Below are 20021 nucleotides of genomic sequence, written 5' to 3' on the forward strand. Positions count from 1 at the left end.
ATTTAGGCAAAAAATAGGCTGATTTATAAAAATTTTTGATATTATGGCGGACATTACAAATAAAAAATCACAAAAACAAAAAGCTTTGAGGTCATGAAAAAAATAGTTTTTTTACGTATCAATCCAAATGCAGTCGGTGGTGCCGAACGCTATTTAAGAAGGCTTACTAAAGCCCTAAAAGACGTAGGTATAGACACATCTATACGCTCATATCTAGGAGAGGCTAGGATCTCGTCATGGAAAAAGGCTTTGAGATTTAACGCACAAGTAAAACGCCAAAAACAAAGTGATGAGATATATTTTAGCTTGGAGCGAGTGAGCTGCGCAGATATTTATAGAGCAGGGGACGGCGTGCATAAAATTTATCGTGCCACAAAGCCATTTTGGTGGGTTAATCCTCTAAATTTTGTCTATCCATATCTAGAAAAACGTTGCTTTAAAAATTCTAAAAAGATAATCGCAAATTCAAACTACATAAAAGAGCAAATTATTTCAGCTTACGGTATCGATGAGTCAAAAATCGTTACCATTTACAACGGTATAAACTTGCCACAAAAGGTAGAAAAAGGAGAAGCAAAACTTAGCGTATGCGAAGAATTTGGACTCGATTACAATTTACCAATTGTGCTTTTTGTAGGAAATGGCTTTAAAAGAAAAGGAGCAAAGGACTTTTTGCTTCTTGTCTCAAAGCTAAAAACGCCAGTAAATGCGCTAATAGTAGGCAAAGATAAAAATTTAAATTCATATAAGAAGCTAGCAAAAAAGCTAAAGATAAATGCATTTTTTACAGGTGAGCAAAAAATGACTGCCAAATTTTATGAAGCAAGCGATATTTTTATATTTCCAACACACTATGAGCCATTTTCAAATGTCGTTTTAGAGGCGCTTAGTTTTAAAAATATTGTCTTTACAACGGCTCAAAATGGAGCTGCTGAAATTTTAGAAAATCGTTTTATCATGCGTGAACCAAATGATGAAAGTATACTGGAGCTAGTGGAGCAGGTGCTTAATGATAATGACATGATGAGAGAGCTGCAAGAGAAGTCATTTTTACTTTCGCAAAAATTTAGTATAGAAGAAAATGCAAGCAAAACTCTTGAAATCATAAACGAAGTACTAAATTTGGAGCAAAAGTGAGAGTTTTTATAGAGCTTCCAACTTGGCTTGGAGATGCTGTGATGGCGAGCGCAGCGATAGAAAATTTAAGTAAAAATGCTAAAAATATTGTATTTTTTGGCTCTTACGTGGCCTGTGAGCTTTACAAATCACATCCAAAGTGCGAAAAAGTAGTCATTGACGATAGTAAAAAGCAAAACTCAAGATATTTAAGCCTTATAAAAACAGCTAGAAAGCTTGGAAAATTTGATATCGCTATTAGTTTTAGAAGCTCGTTTGCTAGTAAATTTTTGCTATTTTTTCTAAAAGCAACGCAAAAATTTTGCTTTAAAAAGAGTAGCGAGAGTTTGCATCAGGTGCAAAAATATCTAAATTTCATAAAGCAAAGTCTAAATTTAAAAGAAATTTCAAACGAACTAAAAATTTATTATGAAGCTAAAAAAAGCGAGCGAAAGCTCCTTGTGCTAAATCCAGGTGCTAGCTACGGAAGTGCCAAAAGGTGGTATCCTCACTATTTTGCAGAGGTTGCATTGCACTTTAAAGATGAATTTGATGTAAAGATCACTGGCTCAAAAGCTGAGCTTGAAATTTGCAATGAAATCGAGCAAATACTCTTACAAAATGGTATGAAATGTGAAAATTTGGCCGGAAAAACAAGCATAAAAGAGCTTTGCGAGGTCATAGGTTCTATAAAAAATGGCATCTTTTTGACAAATGATAGTGGTCCTATGCATATCGCAGCTGCCTATAAAGTGCCACTTGTGGCTCTTTTTGGACCGACAAAATTTAAAGAGACTAGCCCATGGCAAGATGAAAGTTCAAAGATAGTGCACTTAAATTTAGAGTGTATGCCATGCATGAAGCGAGTGTGTCCCATAAAAACACATGCCTGCATGAAGGAACTTACTCCAAAAATGGTCATCACTGAAATAGAGCTATTAAGAAAGAAATTAAATTTTTGAAATTCTAAAAATATTAAATATATACATACAAAATTAAAAATTTTAGTTTTTATTTGATTACATTTTTACTAAATATTTGACATTGGTTATCAATATAGCTATAATCACGCAAAAATTTTTACTAAGAAGGTATTATGGAGCTAATTAAACATCACATTGATCATGTAATTATTGCGATTTTAGGCATTATGAGTTTTTTTGTACTTTGGTATACGATTGAGCGTATTATTTTTTACTCACGCGTTGATATAAAAGGCTACAAAAGTATTGAAGCGCTTGAAGAAGCACTAACCAAAAATTTAACCACGCTTTACATTATCTACTCAAATGCACCATATGTAGGACTTCTTGGTACAGTTGCTGGCATTATGATCACATTTTATGATATGGGTATGGCAGGTGGAATCGATACTAAAAGCATAATGGTCGGCCTCTCTCTTGCGCTAAAAGCAACTGCTTTTGGACTACTTGTGGCGATACCAACTTTGATGATTTACAATGGTTTTGTCAGAAAAGTAGATGTAATGCTAAATAGATACAAGGCTGAAAATGCGTCTAAATAAAAAAGATGGGTTAAATATTGTCCCATTTATTGATATTATGCTTGTTTTGCTTGCTATCGTGCTTAGCATTTCGACTTTTATTGCTCAAGGCAAGATAGCTATTGATCTTCCAAGTGCAAACAGTGCTGAGCAAAGCAAAGAGGACGATAAAAAGGTAAGCGTAGTAATTGATAAGGATAATAAATTTTTTATAGATGATGTAGAAATTTCTGAGAATGAACTCAAAGATAAGCTAAATGTGGTTGATATAAAGACATTGATCGAACTAAAAAGCGATAAAAATTCGAAATTTGATAGCTTTGTTAAAGTAATTGATATATTAAAAGAGAAGGGCCACGAAAATTTTGCAATCCAAACAATCTCTGAATAAAATTTCAAATTACAGCGGCTTAGCTGTTTCGCTTGTAGTGCATGGAGCAGCAGTATATTTTTTGCTTTCACATAATTTTGATGAGATAAAAATAGTTGAGCAAAAGCCGATAAAAATAGCTCTTAATTCATTTACTCCAGTGCCGCAAGTCTCAGCACCTCAAATAGCGGAGCAAATGCTTATCCCAGAGCCAACTCCACCAGCTCCACCACCAGAGCCACCAAAACCTGAGCCAAAGCCAGAACCAAAACCTGAACCTAAAAAGGTGGAGAAACCAAAGCGTGAAATAAAAAAAGTAGAGCCTAAAAAAGAGAAAAAAATAGAGCCCAAGCCTGAACCGGTAATTGCTCAGCCAGTGCAGCCTATTGTACCGCCAGCTAGTGTAAATACAAATTTGCCAGCCAATAACAAGTCTATCGCTGCAGCTCCAGTTCAAAATGTAACACCTGAGCTAAATTTATCAAATTCACAAGGTGACGAAGATTTTACGAAGGTTATAATCGCAGTTAAGAGGCATAAAAGTTACCCAAATAATGCTAGACGTATGAAACATCAAGGAGTTGTAGAAGTTAGGTTTTTACTCAAGCAAGACGGCAGCATAGATGAACTTAAAGTTAGTAAAAGCTCTGGGTTTGAGTCGCTTGATAATGGTGCTTTAGAAAATATTCAAAGAGCAAGTTCTGAGTTTCCAAAACCTAAACAAGATCGTTATCTGCGCTTTCCTATTTCATATACACTAAAATAAATTACAAGCTTATTTAAGCTCGTAATTTATTATCTGCTTTGTAGAATTTCTTTTATATTTCAAGCCAAAACAGAAAAACATAACTTATTTTATTTAAAAAAGTGTGTATTTTAAACTTGCTTTAAATATTAAACATGTATAATCTGACTTTCTTTAACGAGTGGTTGGATAGCTCAGTCGGTAGAGCAGCAGACTGAAAATCTGCGTGTCGGCAGTTCGATTCTGCCTCTAACCACCATTAACCTTTCCTTAAACATCAATCTTTTTTAGCTACATTAAATATTGTATTTACAAGGCTTTTATGCTATTTTTCTAGGTTATTTATAAAATTTAAATAAATTTTTATTATTAATAAATTTAAAATATAACAATGCTATTTTTGTCTTATACATTCTAGGATTAATAAAATCTGCAAGGTCAAATAAATTTTTGCAAAAGACAATCTTATAAAGATTTACCCTAAATAAGCCTTATTAATCAAAATGTTATATTTATATCAAATCATCCTTAAAATATAAGTTTAATCTAAATCCATAAGAGATATAATCTTGATTAAATTTATATTAACTTAGGAGGTTTCATGGATTTTCTCATGAATTTAAGTGAAGGCATGCAGTTTGCTATCCAGCTTCTCATTGTCCTTATCTGTTTGTTCTACGGAGCTAAAAAAGGCGGTATCGCACTTGGTATGCTAGGCGGCATCGGTCTTATAGTTCTTGTTTTTGGATTTAATATCGAGCCTGGTAAGCCAGCTATTGATGTTATGCTAACTATCCTTGCTGTTGTTGTGGCAAGTGCTACGCTTCAAGCTAGTGGTGGTCTTGATGTTATGCTTCAAATAGCAGAAACTATACTTAGAAAAAATCCAAAATATGTAAGTATCTTGGCTCCTTTTGTAACATGTACGCTTACTATTTTATGCGGTACTGGACACGTTGTTTATACTGTGCTTCCTATCGTTTATGATATTGCTATCAAAAATGGTATCCGTCCAGAGCGTCCAATGGCAGCAAGCTCGATAGCTTCACAAATGGGTATCATAGCAAGTCCAGTTTCAGTTGCTGTTGTAACTCTTACAAGCTTTCTTATTAATGCTAAAACTCACTTAGCTGGCTTTGATGGATATTTAGATCTTTTAAAGATTACGATTCCATCAACATTCTGCGGTGTTTTAGCGGTAGGAATTTTTAGCTGGTTTAGAGGTAAAGATCTTGATAAAGACGAAGTCTTTCAAACAAAGCTTCAAGATCCTGAGTTTAAAAAATATGTTTATGGCGATAGTGCGACGCTTTTAGGCAAAAAGCTTCCTGGTTATCAATGGGCTGCAATGTGGATATTTTTAGGCTCTATTCTTGTAGTTGCGCTTCTTGGATATTTTAAAGATCTTCGTCCAAGCTGGACTACTTACAAAGACGCAACGGTCGTTCAAGTAATAGCTAACCTTCCAACTGAGCAAAAAGTCTTAAAAACCTTAAAAATAAAAGACGCTAGCATCCAAACAGAGGCGGCTGAGCTAAAAGTAGCAAACGATAAGCTAAATGCCAATCAAAAAGCTCAATCAGTCAAAATCATCGGCAAAGATGCAAATCAAACTCTTACTCGCACAGCTGATGGTGCAGTAACATATATAAATGAAAAAGGCGCAAAAGAAGAATTCCAAGGTGCTTACATTAATATAAGCAACAAACAAGCATCTTCAAAGAGCTTAAGCATGGTTCATGTCATCCAAATTTTCATGCTTTTAACTGGCGCTATCATTTTAATCTTTACACCAACAGATGCTAGTAAGATCGGTAAAAACGAGATATTTAGATCAGGTATGATCGCTCTTGTTGCAGTATTTGGTATCTCTTGGATGGCTGAGACTATGTTTGCAGTGCATACTCCGATGATGAAAGAGGCGCTAGGAAGCATCGTAAAAGAGCACCCTTGGACTTATGCGGTTATGCTCTTGATTATCTCAAAATTTGTAAATTCTCAAGCTGCAGCCTTGGTTGCATTTGTGCCATTAGCTTTAAATATCGATGTTAATCCTGCTATCATTCTAGCTTTTGCGCCAGCTTGCTACGGATACTACATCCTGCCAACATATCCAAGCGACCTTGCAGCTATTCAGTTTGATAGAAGCGGTACGACACATATTGGTAAATTTGTTATCAATCACAGCTTTATCATTCCGGGTCTTATTGGTGTTATATCCTCTTGTATATTTGGCTATATTTTTGCAACCGCTTTTGGATACCTATAATATATAAATTCTCTTGCTGCTAGTATTTTCTAGTGGCAAGAGCAGAATTTATCAAAGCTTATCTTTAAATTTTTGTTTATTGCTCATATAAACGAAGCTTAGCACTTCGGCCACGGCTCTAAAAAGATGTGCTGGTATCGTATCATCGACTTCACAAATTTTATAAAGCTCTCTTGCGAGTGGTGGGTTTTCATAAATTTGCACACCATTTTCAACAGCTATTTTTTTGATTTGCAATGCTAAAAAATCAACACCTTTGGCAAGTATTATCGGCGCCTCGTCGCGACTTTTATCATATCTTATCGCCACGGCGTAGTGAGTAGGGTTTGTGATGACTACGTCAGCTTGTGGGATATTTTGCATCATTCGACGCTTGGCTGCACGCATTTGTGCTTGACGAATTCTGCCTTTTACCTGCGGATCTCCTTCCATTTGCTTATACTCATCTTTTATCTCTTGCTTGCTCATACGAAGGTCTTTAAAGTATTGAAAACGCACGATGAGAAGGTCGATAAGTCCTATCACGAAAAGTATAAAAAGCATGACACTAACAAGAATGATGAGCTTTTCTTTTAGCCAAGCAAGCTGATCAAACATAGAGAAAAAGAGCGTGTGTGGCAACTCCTTTATAAACTGCAAGAAAAAATAAAATCCAACACCAAAGACGATGCTAACTTTTAGTACGATTTTAATGCTGTCTATCACTTTTTTCATTGAGAATAAATTTTTTAGTCCCTTTAGTGGGTTTATCTTGACAAAATTTGGCATTATGGGTTTTGTGGTAAAGATAAATCCAAACTGCATTACATTTGCAATGACACCAGCGATCGCCACACAGATACAAACTGGAAGTATCATAAGAAGTGACCTTGCAAATGTATTTACGACGATCATTTTTACAGTTGGCAAGGTAAGTGGCTGACCGATAAATTTTGAGTAGTAGATATAAAGTGAGATGATCTGTTCTTTCATAAAATTTAGCATTGCAAGTAGTACGCCAATAGCAATAACTAGGGTCACGAACCCAGCTAGGTCCTGACTTTTGGGAACGTTGCCGTCCTTTTTGGCATCTTCTATCTTTTTGGGGGTCGCTTCTTCGGTTTTTTCCTGATCTTCGCCTGCCATCTTTATCCTAAGCTTGCTTAAATTTGGGGCGATTATAGCCAAAATGCGGTTAAACTATCCGTAAAGCCACCTTTTTGCACGTGGAAAATTAGGTGTTTTTGGCTAAAATTAGCAAAAATAAGGAAACACAAAATGTCATTTTTAGAAGGCTTGCCTAATATTTTCAAAACCAAAAAACTACCAAAAAGCGATGAAGAGCTACTTTTAGACGAGTATGCAAGCATTTACGACCAAATAAAAGAGAAAAATTTAAACGAATACGACTTTTTATGTGAGCTCATACGATTACTCTCTTTTTCAAGAGCTAGATGCTACGACATTTACCTTGAAAAGTGCCTAGCTGAGGGCGACGCTGAGGCACTAAATGATCTCATTTTTCAATACGCTAAGCTAAATTTACTCCCAGGATGTAGTGGTGGATACGATCAGTGTGAGAGGCTCATACCGGCATTTTTTGCTATCGCTTGCGGTGACACAGATGGTATGACACGGATCTTTCCAAAAGGCCTACCACCTAGCAAAAACGGCTATAAATTTCTATGTGTTACGCACGATTTGCTCACGGCGATGCTTTGGCAAGATGAAAATTTACTTACCCCTGCCTTAGAAAAAGCCCGTACTTTTGCAGAGTCTAAAAAGCCAACAAACGAAAAAGAGGCGATTAAATTTGTGCTTGCCTTGTATGAAAAAGATACGGCCGCTATGAGTGAGCATTTGCAGAAATTTTGCTCTACATTTGGTAGGACAGATGCACCTAAATTTGAAAAACGCCTCTACATTTTCGCACACGGACTTCACGCTTTGGCACGCTACTTTTTACCGCTTGTGCTCTTTAAAGAGATCAAGCTACCAAAGAACGAGAATTTCAGTAAATTTTACGCAAAGAGGCTCTTTCAAAATGAAATTCCTAAGCCAAAACTCTATTTTGTTTTGCCACCTGAGTTTGAACTGATAAATATTATCTTAAATGTGCCAGTAGCTAAAACTCTGATACATCAGCCTTATTTGCCAAATGATAAGACATTTTTTATGGACCACGATGCGATGATTAAAAATTTAGCCGATGAGATCATAAAATCAGGAGCATTAAAGTAGAATTTATAAACTTTTGGCTAATATTCACACCTTACAACCAACAAAGCTCCATAAATCTTTTGCAAAAAAGTGCTTTTTGGTCTTACCAAATTTTAGAAAGGTAGAGTATGTCAAAATACGCTATATTTAAGCATGGCGGTAAGCAATATCGTGTTAGCGAGGGCGAGTACCTTAAGCTAGATCACTTTAGTGCTGAAGCTAAATCAACCGTTGAGATTACAGAAGTTTTAGCTGTAAATGACGGCGAAGTAAAGGTAGGTGCGCCATTTGTTAAGGGTGCAAAAGTTGTTCTTGAGGTCGTTAATGAAGGCAAAGACAAAAAAGTAGTTATCTACAAAAAACGCAGACGTAAAGACTCAAAACTAAAACGCGGCTTTAGAAGACAATTTACACGTGTAAAAGTCGTAAGTATCGCAGCTTAAGGAGATAAGATATGGCACACAAAAAAGGTCAGGGTTCAACCCAAAATAACCGTGATAGTATCGGACGCCGATTAGGTGTTAAAAAATTTGGTGGTGAGTTCGTTCGTGCTGGAAATATAATCATCCGCCAAAGAGGAACAGCAACTCACGCTGGAAATAACGTAGGTCTTGGCAAAGATCACACTATTTTTGCATTAGTTGATGGCTTTGTAAAATTTGAAAGACTTGATAAAAACAGAAAAAAAGTATCTGTTTATCCAGCTGCATAATCTCAGGGGCAATCGCCCCTTTTCTTTCTTAAAATTATTCAAAAATCAAAATTTTTATTTAGTGTTTAGAATTTTTCAAATAGCTATTTAAGAGAAATTTTAAATCAATCACAACTCTATATTTCGAGCTTCATGGTGTTTATATTTGCTTTATTTTAATCAAGATATCACGATTTAATTTCAGTAAAGTTGGATATAATCCAAATAAAAAATTTAAGGTAAAAAATGTTTATAGATAGTGCAAGATTGACTCTAAGTTCGGGGCATGGTGGAGCTGGAGCTGTGAGTTTTCGCCGTGAAAAACACGTCATTTTAGGCGGTCCTGATGGCGGAGATGGCGGAGATGGCGGAGACGTTTATTTTGTTTGTGACAACAATACCCATACTTTAGCAAATTATAAGGGTAAAAGAGCTATGAAGGCTGGCAATGGTGAAGCTGGCATGGGCAAGCGAATGACCGGCAAAAAGGGCGAAAATTTAGAACTAATAGTCCCTCCTGGCACAGCTGTTTATGATGCACAGACAAATGAACTACTCTGTGATATAGTTAGCGAGGGCCAAAAGACGCTATTTTTAAAGGGCGGTAAAGGCGGACTTGGAAATTTTCACTTTAAAAGCTCTATCAATCAAGCTCCAGAATACGCACAAAAAGGTATGCCTGAAGAGAGTATTGAAGTAAGACTTGAGCTAAAGCTGATAGCTGACGTGGGTCTTGTTGGCTTCCCAAATGTCGGCAAATCAACCCTCATTTCAGCCGTCTCAAACGCCAAACCACAGATCGCAAACTACGAATTTACCACGCTTACACCAAAGCTCGGACTTGTAGAGGTCGATGAGTTTAGCGGCTTTGTCATGGCCGATATCCCAGGCATTATCGATGGAGCAAGCGAAGGGCGCGGGCTTGGCGTGCAGTTTTTAAAGCACATCGAGAGAAATAAAATTTTGCTTTTTATGATAGATAGTGCGAATTACAGAAGCATGAGCGAGCAGTTTAGCGTGCTAAAAGAGGAGGTCGCTAAATTTTCAAGCGTGCTTGCTAGTAGGGACTTTGCGGTCGCTATAACCAGAGTCGATGCGGCTGAAAATTTAGATGAAAATATAAGCGAATTTATGAAAAGCATAAATTTAGAGCCAAATCAAGTTGGTAAATTTGTTTATAAGCAAGACCTATACAGCTTTGATGCCAAAAAACCATACTTTGTTTTGCCGATCTCGTCAGCGACAAACGAGAACATCGACGAACTTAAATTTGCACTGCTTGAGCTACTAAAAAAAGGGCTTTGAGTTGAGACTTTTTAGTGCTTTGAACTTAGAAATTTAAGAATATAAGATGAAGAAAATTTTTTACATTATGCTATTTTACCTTGGTGCATATAGCTGCGATCCAGCCGATCCAGCGTATATGTTTTTGGATTTTAATGATAATAATCGCGACGGCACGCTAAATTTAGATGAGTGGACGTCCTGCAAAGTGCCATCAGCGCTAAAAATAGCACCAGATCTATGCACTAGTGAGGAATTTAAGAGGCTGGATCTTGATCGTAGTGGCAAAATTAGCATTAATGAGCTAGGAAGTTTGATATTTCAAAAGATTGACTGGCAGGAAGATCCATGCGCCTCTTGGCTGACTGGCAGTAAAAACGTAGATCAAAATAAAAGTCGTTGAAATTTAAAGGAAAGTGATGAATGTAGTTTTTATGGGGACGCCTGATTATGCCGTTAGGATACTTAGGCACCTAAAAGAAGCTGGCTTTAATATAAAAGCGGTCTTTACCCAGCCTGATAAACCAGTTGGTAGAAAGCAGATTTTAACCCCAAGCGAGGTTAAAATTTACGCGCAAAACGAGCTAGCAGGCGTGCTAGTCTTTACTCCAAATACGCTAAAAGATGAGGCGGTGGTTAACGAGCTAAAGGCATTTGAGCCTAAATTTATTGTAGTAGCTGCTTATGGTAAAATTTTGCCTCAAAGCGTGCTTGACGTAGCAACTTGTATAAATTTGCACGCTTCAATCTTGCCAAAATATAGAGGTGCCAGCCCTATACAAAGCGCTATATTAGCAGGTGAGAAGCAAACTGGCGTGACGGCGATGCTGATGGATGCGGGGCTCGACACGGGCGACATGCTTGATTTTGCTTACACACCTTGCGAGAGTAAAATGTCAAGCGAACTTTTTAGTGAGCTAGGCGAGCTTGGCGGTGAGCTAATCGTAAAAGTGCTTAAGAATTTTGAAAATTTAAAACCACAAAAGCAAGATGACGCACAAGCTACGCACTGTAAAAAAATAAGCAAGAGCGACGGGCTTTTTAGCTTTGATGAAGATGCGGGGCAAATTTATAATAAATTTCGTGCGCTCACACCTTGGCCCGGGATTTATTTGGCAAGTGGACTAAAAATTTTATCGCTTGCGCTAAGCGAAAAAAGTGGCAAAAGCGGAGAAATTTTGAGTGTAGAAAAGGACCATGTTGTGGTTGCTTGCAAGAGTGGAGCGGTCAAAATTTACGAGCTTCAAGAGCCAAGTAAAAAGCCAACAAACGCAAAAGCATATATAAATGGCAAACGTCTTAGCGTTGGCGACAAGATAGAGTAAAAATCAAATTTATAGGAGAATCTATGAAAAATGCGCTAAGTATAGCAGGGGTTGATCCAAGTGGCGGAGCTGGAGTTTTAGCTGATATAAAGGTCTTTATAGCACACGGCGTATATGCGATGGGAGCGATCACGGCGGTTACTGCTCAAAATACAAAGGGCATTTTTGGCATGCAGCTAGTTGATACTAAGCTCATCGAGGATCAGATCAAGGCGATATTTGATGATATAAGAGTTGATGTTATAAAAATAGGCGTTGTTCCAAGCGTTGAGATCATAAAATGCGTAGCAAAAACGCTAAGAGAGATCAAAAATTCACCGCTAGTCGTGCTTGATCCAGTTATGAGCTGTAAAAATGGCGATATCTGGCTAGAGGGCGCTGCAAAAGATGCGATCGTGGAGGAGCTTTTCCCTCTTGCAAGCGTAATCACGCCAAATATCTTTGAAGCGCGCGAAATTTTAAAGCGTGAACTAAAGAGCGAGAGTGAGCTTAAAGAGGCTTGCAAGGAGCTTTTGAAATTTGGCACAAAGAGCGTCTATCTAAAGTGTGGCGAACTTGATGGCAAGTCGCTTGATATATTTTATGATGGCAGCGAATATGAAATTTTTAGCGATGAGCGCATAAAAACGACTGCGACACACGGCTCAGGCTGCTCACTATCAAGTGCGATCGCGTCAAATTTAGCAAATGGTCTTAACCTAAAAGATAGCGTGAAAAACGCTCATGATTATATCTTTAACGCTATTAAAAACGCTGTTATTATCGGCGGCGGACAAAATCCGGTAAATCACTTCTATAAATTTAAGGTGTGATTTGAAGGTTGAGTTTTTCCAAAGTCTGCCTTCGACGCAGGAATTTTTGATAGACGCCCTAAAAAACGGCGAGATAAAGCCCCCGCACATGATTGTGGCGTACAATCAAACAAAAGGGGTCGGTAGCCGTGGCAACAGCTGGGAGGGGCTTGGTGGAAATTTATTTATGTCATTTTGCATAAGTGAAGATGAGTTGCCAAACGATATACCTCCGCCCTCGATCTCGATATATTTTTCTATGTTGATGCGTGAAGTCTTGAGTGAGCTTGGCTCAAAGTGCTGGCTAAAATGGCCAAATGATTTTTACGTGGACGAGCGTAAAATAGGCGGCACTTTGACAAATAAAGTGGATGAAATTTACATTTGTGGCATGGGGATAAATTTAATGAGCGCGCCCGAAAATGCGGGTATTTTAGACATAAAAGCTAGCGTAGATGAGCTAGTTTGGGGATTTGTTAGCATGCTTGATAAAAAGATTTTATGGAAGCCAATTTTTAGCAAATTTAGGATAGACTTTTGCAAGTCAAAAAGTTTTATTACGCATATTGCAAATAGAGCTGTTTCACTTCAGGATGCTGAAATTTGCGAGGATGGAGCGATCTTACTAAATGGGGAAAAGGTATATTCTTTAAGATGAGCGAGATAATAACAATAGCTAATCAAAAAGGCGGTGTTGGCAAGACTACAACAGCCGTAAATTTAGCCGCATCACTGGCGGTTGCTGAAAAAAAAGTATTATTAATAGATATCGATCCACAGGCAAACGCGACAACCGGACTTGGTTTTAGCAGAAGTGACTATGAGTTTAACATTTATCACGTCTTAACAGATAGAAAAAAGCTCTCGCAAATCGTGTTAAAAACTGAGATCCCAACACTTTTTTTAGCTCCATCAAACATCGGACTTGTCGGTATTGAGCAAGAATTTAACGATCAAAATAAGGACTATAAACTAATCCTTAAAAATAAAATTTCAGAAATTGTAAACGATTATGATTTTATCATCATCGATAGTCCTCCGGCACTTGGTAGCATTACGATAAATGCTCTTAGTGCAAGTGATAGTGTTATCATCCCGATTCAGTGCGAATTTTATGCACTTGAGGGTTTGGCTCAAATTTTAAATACGGTTAAGATTATTAAGAAGACAATAAATCCAAAGCTAAATATAAAGGGCTTTTTACCGACTATGTTTAGTTCGCAAAATAATCTCTCAAAAGAGACGATTGCTAATTTAAAGCAGCATTTTGAAAATAAGCTCTTTAAGAGTAAGGACAGCAAGGATGAATTTGTGGTCGTTCCAAGAAATGTGAAACTTGCTGAAAGCCCAAGTTTTGGTAAGCCGGTGATACTTTATGATATAAAATCGCCTGGCTCGATCGCATATCAAAATTTGGCATATTGTATTTTAAACTAAAAATTAAGGAAAAAAATGGCTAAAAAAGGTGGATTAGGGCGAGGACTTAGCGCGATACTTGAAGATGTAGAGCAAGCCTACAGCAAAGAGATTGCAAATTTAAATGACTCTGAGATAGTCGAAGAGATAAATATAGATGAAATTTTACCAAACCCATACCAGCCAAGAACACATTTTGACGAGGAAGCTTTAAAAGAGCTAAGTGCCAGTATTAAAAGGCACGGACTGATCCAGCCAATAATCGTCATCAAAAAAGATGATGGCTATATGCTAATAGCCGGTGAGCGCAGATACCGCGCTACAAAGATGCTTGGAGCAAGCAAGATAAAGGCAATCATCGCTGATATCAAGTCTCAAAATTTAAGAGAGCTTGCGCTTATCGAAAACATACAACGTGAAAATTTAAATCCAATCGAACTCGCAAAGTCATACAAAGAGCTCATAAACGAGTATAAAATCACGCAGGATGGGCTAGCAAATATCATTCATAAAAGCAGAGCTCAGATAACAAATACAATGAGACTTTTGCTTCTTAGCGACTACACGCAAAAACTTTTACAAGAAGACAAGCTCACGCAAGGCCACGCAAAGGTGATCGTGGGACTTAGTAGTGAAGAAGAAAGAATGGTCGTTGATACGATCATCGGGCAAAAACTAAGCGTTAGAGAGACAGAAGTCTTGGTAAAAAAGATAAAAAATAAAGAAGAAACAAAAGAGCCAAAGGCTCAAATTTCAGAGGAAATGAGCAGAAAGTTATCAAATTTACAAGAAATTTTTAAAAATTTAAATATAAAGACAAAAGTAAAATCTAAAAATTTAATATTAGAATTTAATGAGATTTCGGAGATAGAACAATTTATAGCTAAGCTAAAATAGAATTACAAATTTATTTTTATTTTTAGTAATTTATTGTAAAATCAGACTTTAATTTGAATATTAAATAAAACTTAATGATAAAATAAGGAGAGTGGATGTTAGAAATAGATGTGCCATTGATGCTTTTAACGGCTGTCGTTTTCTTGGTATTGATCGCTATTTTGAATTCCTTGCTTTATAAGCCAATGCTCAAATTCATAGATGACAGAAATGCCTCTATAAAAAATGATGAAGAGAGTACTAGTAAAAATGCAAGTGATCTAAGTGTTCATGAAAGAGAGATTGAAGAGATTATATTAAACGCAAGGACTGAGGCCAATAAAATAAGGCAAGAAGCCTTAAATTTGGCAAAAGAAGAGTCTTTAAAAGAAGTAAATGCCGTAAAGAGTAGTTTAGAGGCTAATTATAATGAATTTTTAAATGCTCTAAGCTCTCAGAAAGATAACTTAAAGGCAGATCTATCAGCTAAACTACCTGAACTTAGAGCGGCTTTAAATGCCAAGCTCTCTAAAATTTAAAGGAATTTCATGAAGATAAAAATTTTATTTTTTCTAGCACTTCCATTTCTAGCTTATGCTAGTGGGCATGGCGGAACAAATTACGATATAGTAGAGAGAACGCTAAACTTCTTACTTTTCTTTGCTATTTTGGTATATTTTGCAGCTAAGCCACTAAAAGCTCTTTATCAAAGCAGAATTGACAGGATCTCAAACAAGCTTGAAAGTATCCAAGAAAAACTCCGTGACTCTAAGGCCAAAAAAGATGACGCTCTAAAACGTGTAGAAGAGGCTAAGCAAAATGCAAACTCTTTAATCGAAACTGCTAAAAAAGAGGCTTTAAATTTAGCTGCTAAGGTTAAAAGTGATGCTCAAAATGATATAACAAATCTTCAAAAGAGCTACAAAGAGCAAAAAGAATTTGAAGAGCGCAAGATGACAAAAGGCGTTGTAAATGAAATTTTGAGCGACATTTTCTCAAGCGATAGCCTAAAAGTCGATCAAAAAGAGCTTATAAATATCATACTTAAAAAGGTTAGCTAATGAATGAAGTAGTAGCTAAAAAATACGTAAAAGCGATCTTAAGCGACGTAAAATCAAATGAACTTAATATATTTGTTGAAAATTTATCAGAGCTGGCAGCAGCTTTTGCTAGCGATAAATTTAAAAGCATTATAAATTTGCCTACTTTAAAGGCCTCACAAAAGGTTGATTTTGTACTATCTTTGGTTAAAAGTCAAGATGTCAAATTTACAAATTTTATTAAGCTTCTTGGCACAAATAAAAGACTGGAGCTTATCCCAGCGATCTTAAACGAGATAAAGATAGAGCAATCTTTGCTTGAAAATACATATCGTGGCGAGGTTATTGGAAATTTTGATCTAAGCGCTGATCAGTTAAAAGCTCTAGAAGAGAATTTCTCTAAGAAATTTAACTCTAGGATCAAGCTTGATGGCTCAAAGAGCGATTACAACGGCGTAAAAATTGAGTTAGGTGATTTAGGTGTCGAGGTAAATTTCTCTATCGATAGACTAAAAAGTCAAATGAGTGAATATATATTAAAAGCAATTTAAAAAGGAGTGAAAGCGTGAGTGCAAAAATTAAAGCTGACGAAATTAGCACGATAATCAAAGAGCGTATTGAAAATTTTGATTTAAGTGTTGATGTAGAAGAGACTGGTAAAGTCATCTCAGTCGCTGATGGCGTTGCTAACGTTTATGGTTTGAAAAACGTTATGGCTGGTGAGATGGTTGAGTTTGAAAGTGGCGAAAAGGGCATGGCTCTTAACCTTGAAGAGAGCAGTGTTGGTATAGTTATCCTTGGAAAAACTAGCGGTATCACAGAAGGAAGCTCTGTAAAAAGACTAAAAAAACTTCTACGTGTGCCAGTTGGCGACGCATTGATCGGCCGTGTTGTAAATTCACTAGGTGAGCCAATCGACGCAAAAGGTCCAATTGAAGCTACCGAATCTCGCTTTGTTGAAGAAAAAGCAAAAGGTATTATGGCTAGAAAGAGCGTTCATGAGCCACTTCAAACAGGTATCAAAGCGATTGATGCACTTGTGCCAATCGGTAGAGGTCAAAGAGAACTAATCATCGGCGACCGCCAAACTGGTAAAACAACAGTTGCGATAGATACTATCATCAACCAAAAAGGTCAAGATGTCATTTGTATCTACGTAGCTATCGGTCAAAAACAATCAACCGTTGCTCAAGTCGTTAAAAAACTTGAAGAGTACGGTGCTATGGACTACACGATAGTTGTAAATGCTGGTGCTGGCGATGCAGCTGCGCTTCAATACCTTGCTCCATATGCTGGCGTAACAATGGGTGAATATTTTAGAGACAACTCTCGCCATGCGCTAATCATCTATGATGACTTATCAAAACACGCGGTTGCTTACCGTGAAATGTCTTTGATCCTAAGAAGACCACCAGGTCGTGAAGCTTATCCAGGCGACGTTTTCTACCTTCACTCAAGACTTCTAGAAAGAGCAAGTAAGCTAAATGACGCACTAGGCGCTGGATCTTTGACAGCTCTACCTATTATCGAGACACAAGCGGGCGACGTTTCAGCTTATATTCCAACAAACGTTATTTCTATTACAGATGGTCAAATTTTCCTTGAGAGTGACCTATTTAACTCAGGTATCCGCCCAGCGATCAACGTTGGTCTTTCTGTATCTCGTGTCGGTGGTGCAGCTCAGATCAAAGCTATCAAACAAGTTTCTGGTACACTAAGACTAGACCTTGCTCAGTACCGCGAACTACAAGCATTTGCTCAGTTTGCAAGTGACCTTGATGAAAGCTCAAGAAAACAACTAGAGCGTGGTCAAAAGATGGTTGAAGTACTAAAACAACCTCCATACTCTCCGCTCCCAGTTGAGAATCAAGTAGTTATCATATTTGCTGGCGCTAAGGGTTATTTGGATGACGTTGCAACTGCAAATGTAACAAAATTTGAAGCTGAGCTATATCCATATATCGAGGCAAAATACCCTGAAATTTTCGAGCAAATCAGAACTAAAAAGGTTCTTGATAAAGAAGTAGAAGAAATTTTACATAAAGCGTTGAAAGATTTTAAAGCAACTTTTGCCGCTAACTAGGGCTAAGATATGTCAAATTTAAAAGATATAAAACGAAAGATCAAGAGCGTCCAGAACACTCAAAAGACGACACGTGCGATGAAGCTTGTCTCTACAGCCAAGCTTCGCAAAGCTGAAGAGGCTGCACGCTACTCTAGAGTTTACGCACTTAAGATCAATGAGGTTTTATCAGAGATAGCTTATAAGATCAATCAATACGCTTCAGTTATGACTGAGAGTAAATTCTTTAATACAACGAAAAGTGTAGAGAAGGTTGATATTATATTTGTGACGGCTGATAAAGGACTTTGCGGTGGCTTTAACGTCCAGACTATAAAGACAGTTAGGCGCATGATTGATGAGCTAAAAGCCAAAAAGATCAAAGTAAGACTAAGAGCTGTTGGTAAAAAAGGCATAGAATTTTTCAATTTTCAAGGCGTTGAACTACTTGAGACTTACGTCGGAGCTAGCTCTTCTCCTACATATGAAAAAGCTCAAAATATCATAAAAGATGCCATTGATGACTTTACAAACGGCATAACAGATAAGGTCGTACTAATACACAATGGCTATAAAAATATGATTTCTCAAGAGATTAGAGTAAATGATATTGTGCCTATTGAGCCGTCTAAAATAGTTGCGGTTGAGACAAATTCTTTGATGGAATTTGAACCAGAAGACAACTATACTAAGATTATGGACGAGTTGCTTAATAAGTATTTTGAGTATAGTATGTATTATGCTTTGGTTGATTCTTTGGCGGCTGAGCACAGCGCTAGAATGCAAGCTATGGATAATGCAACAAACAATGCTAAACAACGCGTCAAACAGTTAAATCTTGCTTACAATAAAGCAAGACAAGAGTCTATTACCACTGAGCTTATTGAGATCATCAGTGGTGTTGAATCAATGAAATAAAAGGAGTATGAATGAAGGGTGTTATTAGTCAAGTCATGGGCCCTGTGGTCGATGTTGACTTTAATGACTACTTGCCAAAGATCAATGAAGCTATCGAAGTTTTCTTTGAGGTTGAGGGCAAGAAACATAAACTAATATTAGAAGTTGCTGCTCACCTAGGTGATAATAGAGTTAGAACGATAGCTATGGATATGAGTGAGGGTCTGACTCGTGGCTTAGAGGCTAAATCGCTTGGTGCACCTATAAGTGTGCCAGTTGGTGAAAAAGTTTTGGGTAGAATTTTTAACGTAGTTGGCGATTTGATCGACGAGGGTGAGGGTATCAATTTTGATAAGCACTGGTCTATCCACCGCGATCCTCCTCCATTTGAAGAGCAAAGCACAAAAAGTGAAATTTTTGAAACTGGTATCAAGGTAGTCGACCTTCTAGCTCCTTACGCAAAGGGCGGTAAAGTAGGTCTATTTGGTGGTGCTGGTGTTGGTAAAACGGTTATTATTATGGAGCTTATCCACAACGTTGCGTTTAAACACAGCGGTTATTCTGTATTTGCAGGCGTTGGTGAGAGAACTCGTGAAGGAAATGACCTTTATCACGAAATGAAAGAAAGTAATGTTTTGGATAAAGTTGCCTTGTGCTATGGTCAAATGAATGAGCCACCAGGAGCAAGAAACCGTATCGCACTAACTGGTCTTACAATGGCTGAGTACTTCCGTGATGAGATGGGGCTTGATGTTTTGATGTTTATCGATAATATCTTCCGTTTTTCTCAATCAGGCGCAGAAATGTCAGCTCTACTTGGACGTATCCCATCAGCTGTTGGTTATCAGCCAACTCTTGCAAGTGAGATGGGTAAATTCCAAGAGAGAATTACATCAACTAAAAAAGGTTCAATTACATCCGTTCAAGCTGTTTACGTTCCAGCTGATGACCTTACGGATCCAGCTCCTGCAACTGTTTTTGCTCACCTTGATGCTACAACAGTTCTTAACAGATCGATCGCAGAGAAAGGTATCTATCCAGCTGTTGATCCGCTTGATTCAACATCAAGAATGCTCGATCCTCAAATTTTAGGAGCAGATCACTATAAGGTAGCTCGCGGCGTTCAAGCTGTGCTCCAAAAATATAAAGATCTTCAAGATATCATTGCGATCCTTGGTATGGACGAACTTAGCGAAGAAGATAAGTTAACAGTTGATAGAGCAAGAAAGATCGAGAGATTTTTATCTCAGCCATTCTTTGTTGCTGAAGTATTTACAGGTAGCCCTGGTAAATATGTAAGTCTTGACGAAAATATTGCTGGCTTTAAGGGAATTTTAGAGGGTAAATATGACCATTTACCAGAAGCAGCATTTTATATGGTTGGAAATATAGATGAGGCTTTAGCTAAAGCTGAGAAACTTAAGGCTTAAATTTAA

23 protein-coding genes and 1 tRNA gene are annotated in these 20021 nt (G+C 37.3%); 23 read left to right on the forward strand and 1 reads right to left on the reverse strand.

The annotated features are described in order from the left end of the window. Positions 1-93 precede the first annotated feature (93 nt). The 7 genes from CVS84_RS00890 to CVS84_RS00920 all read left to right on the forward strand — a co-directional run bounded on the left by CVS84_RS00890 (position 94) and on the right by CVS84_RS00920 (position 6004). Positions 94-1137, forward strand: a complete 1044-nt coding sequence (locus CVS84_RS00890; protein WP_107690795.1) for a glycosyltransferase family 4 protein — start codon at positions 94-96, stop codon at positions 1135-1137. After that, positions 1134-2078, forward strand: coding sequence for a lipopolysaccharide heptosyltransferase II (waaF, locus tag CVS84_RS00895; RefSeq protein ID WP_107690796.1), 945 nt, complete (start codon positions 1134-1136; stop codon positions 2076-2078). Before CVS84_RS00890 ends, waaF begins: the two co-directional genes overlap by 4 nt. A 134-nt stretch (positions 2079-2212) precedes the next feature. Further along, positions 2213-2641, forward strand: coding sequence for a TonB-system energizer ExbB (gene exbB / locus CVS84_RS00900; RefSeq protein ID WP_021090579.1), 429 nt, complete (start codon positions 2213-2215; stop codon positions 2639-2641). Then, positions 2628-3011, forward strand: a complete 384-nt coding sequence (exbD, locus tag CVS84_RS00905) for a TonB system transport protein ExbD (RefSeq protein ID WP_107690797.1) — start codon at positions 2628-2630, stop codon at positions 3009-3011. The genes exbB and exbD overlap by 14 nt, the downstream gene beginning before the upstream one ends. After that, positions 2986-3756, forward strand: coding sequence for an energy transducer TonB (locus CVS84_RS00910; RefSeq protein ID WP_107690798.1), 771 nt, complete (start codon positions 2986-2988; stop codon positions 3754-3756). The genes exbD and CVS84_RS00910 overlap by 26 nt, the downstream gene beginning before the upstream one ends. A gap of 162 nt (positions 3757-3918) precedes the next feature. After that, a tRNA-Phe gene (locus CVS84_RS00915) sits at positions 3919-3994 on the forward strand. Positions 3995-4336: 342 nt separating this feature from the next. Further along, positions 4337-6004: an anaerobic C4-dicarboxylate transporter gene (locus tag CVS84_RS00920; protein WP_087585498.1), complete on the forward strand. Its 1668-nt coding sequence runs from the start codon at positions 4337-4339 to the stop codon at positions 6002-6004. Positions 6005-6055: 51 nt separating this feature from the next. On the opposite strand, the gene flhB is transcribed toward CVS84_RS00920, so the two are convergent. After that, a complete protein-coding gene (gene flhB, locus CVS84_RS00925; RefSeq protein ID WP_107690978.1) occupies positions 6056-7129 on the reverse strand; it encodes a flagellar biosynthesis protein FlhB in 1074 nt (357 codons plus the stop codon). Between the two features lie 132 nt (positions 7130-7261). Here flhB and CVS84_RS00930 point away from each other — a divergent pair, with 132 nt between their 5' ends. The 16 genes from CVS84_RS00930 (at position 7262) to atpD (ending at position 20015) form a co-directional block, all read left to right on the forward strand. Next, positions 7262-8224 carry a hypothetical protein gene (locus CVS84_RS00930; RefSeq protein ID WP_107690799.1) on the forward strand — a complete coding sequence of 321 codons (963 nt, stop codon included), beginning with the start codon at positions 7262-7264 and terminating at the stop codon, positions 8222-8224. Between the two features lie 107 nt (positions 8225-8331). Continuing rightward, positions 8332-8646, forward strand: coding sequence for a 50S ribosomal protein L21 (rplU, locus tag CVS84_RS00935; protein WP_021090648.1), 315 nt, complete (start codon positions 8332-8334; stop codon positions 8644-8646). An 11-nt stretch (positions 8647-8657) separates the two neighbouring features. Continuing rightward, positions 8658-8915, forward strand: coding sequence for a 50S ribosomal protein L27 (gene rpmA, locus CVS84_RS00940; protein ID WP_002942569.1), 258 nt, complete (start codon positions 8658-8660; stop codon positions 8913-8915). Between the two features lie 225 nt (positions 8916-9140). Further along, the gene (obgE, locus tag CVS84_RS00945; RefSeq protein WP_107690800.1) at positions 9141-10199 is read left to right on the forward strand and encodes a GTPase ObgE; all 1059 of its coding nucleotides are present in this window, start codon (positions 9141-9143) and stop codon (positions 10197-10199) included. Between the two features lie 46 nt (positions 10200-10245). Beyond that, positions 10246-10581, forward strand: a complete 336-nt coding sequence (locus CVS84_RS00950) for a GDP-mannose dehydrogenase (protein WP_107690801.1) — start codon at positions 10246-10248, stop codon at positions 10579-10581. A gap of 16 nt (positions 10582-10597) precedes the next feature. Next, entirely contained in the window at positions 10598-11503 is a 906-nt protein-coding gene (gene fmt, locus CVS84_RS00955; RefSeq protein WP_107690802.1) for a methionyl-tRNA formyltransferase, read from the forward strand. Between the two features lie 23 nt (positions 11504-11526). After that, the gene (gene thiD, locus CVS84_RS00960) at positions 11527-12315 is read left to right on the forward strand and encodes a bifunctional hydroxymethylpyrimidine kinase/phosphomethylpyrimidine kinase (RefSeq protein ID WP_107690803.1); all 789 of its coding nucleotides are present in this window, start codon (positions 11527-11529) and stop codon (positions 12313-12315) included. Position 12316: 1 nt separating this feature from the next. Further along, positions 12317-12952 carry a biotin--[acetyl-CoA-carboxylase] ligase gene (locus tag CVS84_RS00965; protein ID WP_107690804.1) on the forward strand — a complete coding sequence of 212 codons (636 nt, stop codon included), beginning with the start codon at positions 12317-12319 and terminating at the stop codon, positions 12950-12952. Then, on the forward strand, positions 12949-13731 hold the full coding sequence (locus CVS84_RS00970; protein ID WP_107690805.1) for a ParA family protein: 783 nt from the start codon (positions 12949-12951) through the stop codon (positions 13729-13731). Before CVS84_RS00965 ends, CVS84_RS00970 begins: the two co-directional genes overlap by 4 nt. Before the next feature lie 15 nt (positions 13732-13746). Continuing rightward, positions 13747-14607 (forward strand): ParB/RepB/Spo0J family partition protein, encoded by an 861-nt coding sequence (locus CVS84_RS00975; RefSeq protein WP_107690806.1) that lies wholly within the window; start codon positions 13747-13749, stop codon positions 14605-14607. A 95-nt stretch (positions 14608-14702) separates the two neighbouring features. Further along, complete coding sequence (locus CVS84_RS00980; RefSeq protein ID WP_107690807.1) at positions 14703-15125, forward strand: FoF1 ATP synthase subunit B'; 423 nt, start codon at positions 14703-14705, stop codon at positions 15123-15125. A gap of 9 nt (positions 15126-15134) precedes the next feature. Next, the gene (locus CVS84_RS00985) at positions 15135-15647 is read left to right on the forward strand and encodes a F0F1 ATP synthase subunit B (RefSeq protein ID WP_087584638.1); all 513 of its coding nucleotides are present in this window, start codon (positions 15135-15137) and stop codon (positions 15645-15647) included. After that, positions 15647-16177, forward strand: a complete 531-nt coding sequence (locus tag CVS84_RS00990) for a F0F1 ATP synthase subunit delta (RefSeq protein WP_107690808.1) — start codon at positions 15647-15649, stop codon at positions 16175-16177. Before CVS84_RS00985 ends, CVS84_RS00990 begins: the two co-directional genes overlap by 1 nt. Before the next feature lie 14 nt (positions 16178-16191). Further along, positions 16192-17709: a F0F1 ATP synthase subunit alpha gene (atpA, locus tag CVS84_RS00995; protein WP_087584640.1), complete on the forward strand. Its 1518-nt coding sequence runs from the start codon at positions 16192-16194 to the stop codon at positions 17707-17709. Between the two features lie 9 nt (positions 17710-17718). After that, positions 17719-18606, forward strand: coding sequence for an ATP synthase F1 subunit gamma (gene atpG / locus CVS84_RS01000; protein ID WP_072593822.1), 888 nt, complete (start codon positions 17719-17721; stop codon positions 18604-18606). An 11-nt stretch (positions 18607-18617) separates the two neighbouring features. Next, positions 18618-20015 carry a F0F1 ATP synthase subunit beta gene (gene atpD / locus CVS84_RS01005; RefSeq protein WP_107690809.1) on the forward strand — a complete coding sequence of 466 codons (1398 nt, stop codon included), beginning with the start codon at positions 18618-18620 and terminating at the stop codon, positions 20013-20015. The last annotated feature ends 6 nt before the right edge of the window (positions 20016-20021 follow it).

Source organism: Campylobacter concisus (genome assembly GCF_003048575.1).
GTDB classification, from domain to species: Bacteria; Campylobacterota; Campylobacteria; order Campylobacterales; family Campylobacteraceae; genus Campylobacter_A; species Campylobacter_A concisus_U.

Coding starts and splice junctions, on each gene's coding strand:
- CVS84_RS00890 (WP_107690795.1), top strand. CDS start 94: ATGAAAAAAATAGTTTTTTTACGTATCAATCCAAATGCAGTCGGTGGT.
- exbB (WP_021090579.1), top strand. CDS start 2,213: ATGGAGCTAATTAAACATCACATTGATCATGTAATTATTGCGATTTTA.
- exbD (WP_107690797.1), top strand. CDS start 2,628: ATGCGTCTAAATAAAAAAGATGGGTTAAATATTGTCCCATTTATTGAT.
- CVS84_RS00920 (WP_087585498.1), top strand. CDS start 4,337: ATGGATTTTCTCATGAATTTAAGTGAAGGCATGCAGTTTGCTATCCAG.
- flhB (WP_107690978.1), bottom strand. CDS start 7,129: ATGGCAGGCGAAGATCAGGAAAAAACCGAAGAAGCGACCCCCAAAAAG.
- CVS84_RS00930 (WP_107690799.1), top strand. CDS start 7,262: ATGTCATTTTTAGAAGGCTTGCCTAATATTTTCAAAACCAAAAAACTA.
- rplU (WP_021090648.1), top strand. CDS start 8,332: ATGTCAAAATACGCTATATTTAAGCATGGCGGTAAGCAATATCGTGTT.
- rpmA (WP_002942569.1), top strand. CDS start 8,658: ATGGCACACAAAAAAGGTCAGGGTTCAACCCAAAATAACCGTGATAGT.
- obgE (WP_107690800.1), top strand. CDS start 9,141: ATGTTTATAGATAGTGCAAGATTGACTCTAAGTTCGGGGCATGGTGGA.
- CVS84_RS00950 (WP_107690801.1), top strand. CDS start 10,246: ATGAAGAAAATTTTTTACATTATGCTATTTTACCTTGGTGCATATAGC.
- fmt (WP_107690802.1), top strand. CDS start 10,598: ATGAATGTAGTTTTTATGGGGACGCCTGATTATGCCGTTAGGATACTT.
- thiD (WP_107690803.1), top strand. CDS start 11,527: ATGAAAAATGCGCTAAGTATAGCAGGGGTTGATCCAAGTGGCGGAGCT.
- CVS84_RS00970 (WP_107690805.1), top strand. CDS start 12,949: ATGAGCGAGATAATAACAATAGCTAATCAAAAAGGCGGTGTTGGCAAG.
- CVS84_RS00975 (WP_107690806.1), top strand. CDS start 13,747: ATGGCTAAAAAAGGTGGATTAGGGCGAGGACTTAGCGCGATACTTGAA.
- CVS84_RS00980 (WP_107690807.1), top strand. CDS start 14,703: ATGTTAGAAATAGATGTGCCATTGATGCTTTTAACGGCTGTCGTTTTC.
- CVS84_RS00985 (WP_087584638.1), top strand. CDS start 15,135: ATGAAGATAAAAATTTTATTTTTTCTAGCACTTCCATTTCTAGCTTAT.
- CVS84_RS00990 (WP_107690808.1), top strand. CDS start 15,647: ATGAATGAAGTAGTAGCTAAAAAATACGTAAAAGCGATCTTAAGCGAC.
- atpG (WP_072593822.1), top strand. CDS start 17,719: ATGTCAAATTTAAAAGATATAAAACGAAAGATCAAGAGCGTCCAGAAC.
- atpD (WP_107690809.1), top strand. CDS start 18,618: ATGAAGGGTGTTATTAGTCAAGTCATGGGCCCTGTGGTCGATGTTGAC.